Here is a 5,466-nt window from a genome sequence, read left to right on the forward strand (position 1 = left end):
CGCGACCAGCGCCCCCGGCAGTTCCTCCGCGTGGATCACCGTCAGGCCCGAGACCGAGAAGGGTGAGGGCGACGTACAGGCGGCGCAGGCCGGTCGTCTCGTCGGCCTCGCCCGCGACGACGGCGGCGGGTTCGTCCAGGACGACGTAGTCGTACTCCAGGCCCTTGGCGAGCGAGGCCGGGACGAGGGTGAGGCGGGATTCGCGCGTGGTCTCGGTGCCGGGCGCGAGGTGCGCGAGCCCGGCTTCGGCCAGGGCCGCCGCGAGCGCGGGGACGCGCGCGTCGGCGGCGATGAGGCCGATCGAGCCCTCGTGCGCGAGGGACTCGCGGCAGGCTTCGAGCACGGCGGCGTCGCGTGTCTCCACGCCGGCGCGCCGCACGAGCAGCGAACCGGGCGACTCGCGCACCGAACGCACCTCGGCGAGCCCCGGCGCGATCGCCGGCAGCAGCTTCGACGCGTACGCGATGACCTCGCGCGGCACACGGAAACCCGCCGTCAGCTCCTCGACGTGCGCCTCCTCCTTGCCGAGGTGGCGCAGCGCCTCCGCCCACGAGCGCGTCGCCCACGGCGTCGTACCCTGCGCGAGGTCGCCGAGGACCGTCGCCGAACCGGTGCTGCACCGGCGGCCCACCGCCCGGTACTGCATGGGCGAGAGGTCCTGCGCCTCGTCCAGCACGACGTGGCCGAGCGAGTGGGTGCGCTCGATCAGGTCGCGGGCCTCGTCGACGAGGACGGCGTCGGCCGCCGACCACTTCGCGCTCTTCACGGAACGAGCCGGTTTCGGCCACAGGATCGCGGACTGTTCCTCGGCGTCGAGCAGGCCCTCGGCGTGCTCCGCGAGGAACGCCGCGTCACTCAGCAGCCGCAGGACGAGCTTCGCGGGCTCGACTTTCGGCCAGACCGCGTTGACCGCCGCCTTCACGGCGGCGTTGCGCGCGACGGTGGCCTGCACCCGGTCGTCCGGTGCCTCACCGGCGCGCTCCATCTGGACGAGCACGGCGTGCGCGAGCCGCTGCGGCAGCGCCTCACGGGCCGCCCCGTAGCGCATGTCGCGGTCGAGCAGCTCGCGCACCAGCTCCGCCACCTCGTACGCCGCGAGCCGCCAGCGCCGCGAACCGCGCACCACGACGACGCCCTCGACGGGCATCGTGACGTGCGCGCGCAGCGCCCGCCGCAGCACCTCGGCCATCCGCGCGCCGCCCTTGACGGTCGCGGCGCGCGCGTCGTCCTCGCCCCGCACCTCCACGCCCGGCACGGTGACGAGGTCGCCCACGGTCGCCTGCCGGACCTCCATCTCGCCGAGCGCCGGCAGCACTTGCTCGATGTAGTTCAGGAAGGACCGGTTCGGACCGATCACGAGCGTTCCGGTGCGGGCGAGCCGGTCGCGGTGGGCGTACAGGAGGTACGCGACACGGTGCAGGCCGACCGCGGTCTTCCCCGTACCCGGTCCCCCCTGCACGCAGACGGTGCCGCTGAGGTCACCGCGGACGATGCCGTCCTGCTCGGGCTGGATCGTCGCGACGATGTCCCGCATCGGGCCGACGCGCGGGCGCTCGATCTCGCGTTGCAGCAGCTTGCTCGTGCCGGGGTCGCTCGCCTCCGCGCCGGGCCCGGAGAGCACCTCGTCCTCGTACGCGGTCAGCTCGCCGCCCGTGTAACCGAAGCGCCGCCGCCGCCCGACGTCCATCGGCCGCTGCCGCGACGCCTGGTAGTACGCGGTCGACACGGGCGCGCGCCAGTCGATGACGAGCGGATCGCCGTCCGCGTCGTGCACGTGCCGCCGCCCGATGTAGAAGCGCTCCCCCTCCGCGCCCTCGGCGTCCTTGAGCCCCGGGGGGCGGGTGAAGTCGAGCCGCCCGAAGAAGAGCGGCGTGTCGGCGAGGTCCGCGAGCGCTTTGACGCGCTCCTCGATCTGCGCCTGGAGCACGACGGCGTTGACCCAGTTCGCGGTCACGTCGCGGATGTCGAGGTTCTCCGTCTCCTCGCGCATCACGCGCAGCGCGGCCCGGGAGAGGGAGAGGTGCGCGCGCTCGCGGGCGAGGGGATCACCGCCGGTATCGGGCGGCGGACCGGCCTGCGCGTCGCTGGGGGATGGGGCGGCGGGGGGCGGATCGGCGGGCGTGTCGCCGGGTGGTGGGGCGGCGGGCGTGGGGGACGGTGACGACGCGGACGGGTGACTCACGGTGCGGCCTCCTGCCGGAAGGGCACGCGCGGGCACGCCACCTCCCGGGCGCGGCACGGCGACACGAGGTGCGGGGGCACGACGTGTGCGCGCAGGGCGGAAGGCGGCGGCGCCGCGCGAACGGCGAACGAATGAGACGAACGGCCCGGCCGCCGGAACCGGCCAGAGGCCGGGGCGGTCGCGGTCGCCGAGTTGCCGCCGGTTTCCGTCCGGCAGGCGGCACTCCACGCAAGGGAGGCGGACAGACGCGCGATTGTAGGGGAGGGGGAGGCGCGGGCCCAAATGCGAAGGGGCGCGGGGGTTCTCCGTCCCCTGGAGGCCCGTTCGGCCTCTGGAAGCCCGTTCGGTCCCTGGGGGGTTCCGTTCGAGCCGTCTCGGGGTTTCCTCAGGGATCCCCTCCGGGGTGCGCTCCCTCCGGGGGTGGAGGTTGCTGTCCTTCCTGGAGTGGAGGCGATGAACGGGATATTTCAACCCGTGGGTTGATCCGCTCCGAGGGGTGGTGCGGGCACGCTGAAAGGCATGAGCAGCGTGAGCTACACCACATCGCCCCTGTCCGCCCCGTCCCTGTCCGCCTCGTCCCTGGTCTCCTCCCTCTCGCCCGCGCGCCTCGCGGAGCCGGCCGTCGCGGCCGGGCGCCGGGGCCTGGGCGGTTCGCTGCGCGCGCTGCGTGCCTTCGCCACGGCCGCTTGCGAGGTCGCGCTGCTCGGTGCGCGCGACGAACGGGCCGGTGTCGCGCCAGGACTGCGGCACCTGGCGGAGTGCGCGCCCGGGGATCACCGCACATGAGCCGGGGAGCGGCGCGGGGGCCGCTGCGCCTCCCCGGCGGGGGGCGCGGGGGCGCGCGTCCCACCGCTGCCGCGCCGCCCGCAGGGCGAAGCCGGGCGCCCGGCTGGGGGCCGCCCGGCCGGTGGCGGGCGGGCTCAGCTCTCCTTCGACAGCTCGTCCGCGTCCACGATGCGGTACGCGTAGCCCTGTTCGGCGAGGAACCGCTGCCGGTGCGCGGCGAAGTCCTGGTCGATCGTGTCGCGGGCGACGACCGAGTAGAAGCGCGCCTCGTGCCCGTCCGCCTTCGGCCGCAGCACCCGCCCGAGCCGCTGGGCCTCCTCCTGCCGCGAGCCGAAGGTGCCGGAGACCTGGATGGCGACCGTCGCCTCGGGCAGGTCGATGGAGAAGTTCGCGACCTTGGAGACCACGAGGACGGAGATCTCGCCCTCACGGAAGGCGTTGAACAGCTTCTCGCGCTGCGCGTTGCTCGTCTCGCCCTTGATCACGGGCGCGTCCAGCTCGGCACCCAGCTCGTCCAGCTGGTCGATGTACTGGCCGATCACCAGGGTCTGCTCCCCCGCGTGCTGCCGCACCAGCTCCCGCGTCACGCGCTGCTTGCTCGGGGTCGTCGCACAGAAGCGGTACTTCTCCTCGGTCTCGGCCGTCGCGTAGGCGAGGCGCTCCGACTCGGTGAGATTGACCCGTACCTCGACACAGTCCGCCGGGGCGATGTAGCCCTGCGCCTCGATCTCCTTCCACGGCGCGTCGAAGCGCTTGGGCCCGATGAGCGAGAAGACGTCCGACTCGCGGCCGTCCTCGCGCACGAGCGTCGCCGTGAGCCCGAGCCGCCGCCGGGCCTGGAGGTCGGCGGTGAACTTGAAGACGGGCGCGGGCAGCAGGTGCACCTCGTCGTAGACGATGAGGCCCCAGTCCCGCGAGTCGAAGAGCTCCAGGTGCGGATAGACGCCCTTCCGCTTCGTCGTCAGGACCTGGTACGTGGCGATGGTGACGGGCCGGATCTCCTTCTTCGTCCCGCTGTACTCGCCGATCTCGTCCTCGGTGAGCGAGGTCCGCTTGACCAGCTCGTGCTTCCACTGCCGGGCGGAGACGGTGTTCGTGACGAGGATCAGCGTCGTCGCCTTCGCCTCGGCCATCGCGCCCGCGCCGACGAGCGTCTTGCCCGCCCCGCAGGGCAGGACGACGACACCGGAGCCGCCGTGCCAGAAGTTGTCCACGGCCTGCTTCTGGTACGGGCGCAGGGACCAGCCCTCCTGCGCCAGGTCGATGGCGTGCGCCTCGCCGTCGACGTACCCGGCGAGGTCCTCGGCCGGCCAGCCGAGCTTGAGCAGGGTCTGCTTGATCTGGCCGCGCTCGGAGGGGTGCACGGCGACGCTGTCGGCGTCGATGCGCTGTCCCACCAGGGGCTGGACCCGCTTGGAGCGCAGGATCTCTTCGAGCACCGGGCGGTCGGTGGTGCTCAGTACGAGGCCGTGCGTGGGGTGCTTGTGGAGACTCAGCCGCCCGTAGCGGGCCATCGTCTCGGCGATGTCCACGAGCAGCGCGTGCGGGACGGGGTAGCGGGAGTACTCGACGAGCGCGTCCACGACCTGTTCGGCGTCGTGACCGGCGGCGCGGGCGTTCCACAGGCCGAGCGGCGTGATCCGGTAGGTGTGGATGTGTTCCGGGGCGCGTTCGAGTTCGGCGAAGGGGGCGATGGCCCGGCGGCACGCGTCGGCGCGCTCGTGGTCGACTTCGAGCAGCAGAGTCTTGTCGCTCTGCACGATCAGGCAGGACACGCATACCTCCGTGGGCGGGATCGTCCCTCCGTGGGCGGGGATCGTCCGATGACTCGGCCGGGCGTCCGGCGCGCGACGAGTGCCGCACCGCGCACGGCGCCGCCCCGGGCCGGTCGTGGGGCCGGCCCGGAGCCCTGTCCCCGGCGTGGCGGCGTCTGCGCGCGAAACAAGGAAGTCTACCTCCGCCCGCCCCACGCCCGCCGGGCCCAGGGGGCGCGGGCGTGGGCGGGATCACGCGGCGTGCCTACTGCGCGGTGCCGGCGAGGAGCCAGCGCAGGGTGCGCACTTCCAGCAGGAGGCGGGCGCCCGAGCCGGGACGCTCGGCGGAGACGTCCCAGCCGTACTTCTCGTGAAAGGCCGTGACGACCCTGGGCGGGAACGGGGCCGTCAGCACCCGGGCCGTGCCCTCGGCGACGAGAGGGCGATCGCCGTCCTCCAGGGCGAGGGAGACCCTCGGCGTCGTCCGTATGCTGCGCACCTTGACCGCTCGTTCGTCCGTGCCGATCCACCAGCGGCCGGCGTCGTGCACGAACCACACGGGGGCCACGTGCGGGGTGCCGTTCGCCCGCACGGTGCACAGCCACACATTGCGTTCCCCGGCGAGCCGGGCGGCGGCCCCGGCATCCGGCGCGGGGCAGGGCACGGCCGGGGCGGGGGGTACGGCCGGGGCGGTGCCGGGTGGCTTCGTGCCGGGCTCCGGAGCGTCCGGCCGCTGTTCCTCGG

The 5,466-nt window shown here is 73.9% G+C and carries 3 protein-coding genes and 1 pseudogene; 1 reads left to right on the forward strand and 3 read right to left on the reverse strand.

The window, feature by feature from the left end; translation table 11 throughout:
- Positions 1-2,182: pseudogene (locus tag SSBG_RS16410) on the reverse strand (HelD family protein); the annotation flags it as partial.
- Between the two features lie 519 nt (positions 2,183-2,701).
- On the opposite strand from SSBG_RS16410, the gene SSBG_RS16415 reads away from it, so the two are divergent.
- Positions 2,702-2,968 (forward strand): hypothetical protein, encoded by a 267-nt coding sequence (locus SSBG_RS16415; RefSeq protein WP_008747217.1) that lies wholly within the window; start codon positions 2,702-2,704, stop codon positions 2,966-2,968.
- Positions 2,969-3,102: 134 nt separating this feature from the next.
- Here the strand turns inward: SSBG_RS16415 and SSBG_RS16420 are convergent, their stop codons facing one another.
- Both SSBG_RS16420 and SSBG_RS16425 read right to left on the reverse strand, forming a co-directional pair.
- On the reverse strand, positions 3,103-4,743 hold the full coding sequence (locus SSBG_RS16420) for a DNA repair helicase XPB (protein WP_008747218.1): 1,641 nt from the start codon (positions 4,741-4,743) through the stop codon (positions 3,103-3,105).
- A gap of 244 nt (positions 4,744-4,987) precedes the next feature.
- Positions 4,988-5,466, reverse strand: a 479-nt coding sequence (locus tag SSBG_RS16425) for a pyridoxamine 5'-phosphate oxidase family protein (protein ID WP_234010560.1), incomplete at its 5' end; no start/stop codon positions are given.

This window comes from Streptomyces sp. SPB074 (assembly GCF_000154905.1).
Lineage (GTDB): Bacteria > Actinomycetota > Actinomycetes > Streptomycetales > Streptomycetaceae > Streptomyces.

What these genes read in the sequence shown, in the direction of transcription:
- SSBG_RS16415 (WP_008747217.1), top strand. Translation starts at nt 2,702, where the DNA reads ATGAGCAGCGTGAGCTACACCACATCGCCCCTGTCCGCCCCGTCCCTG.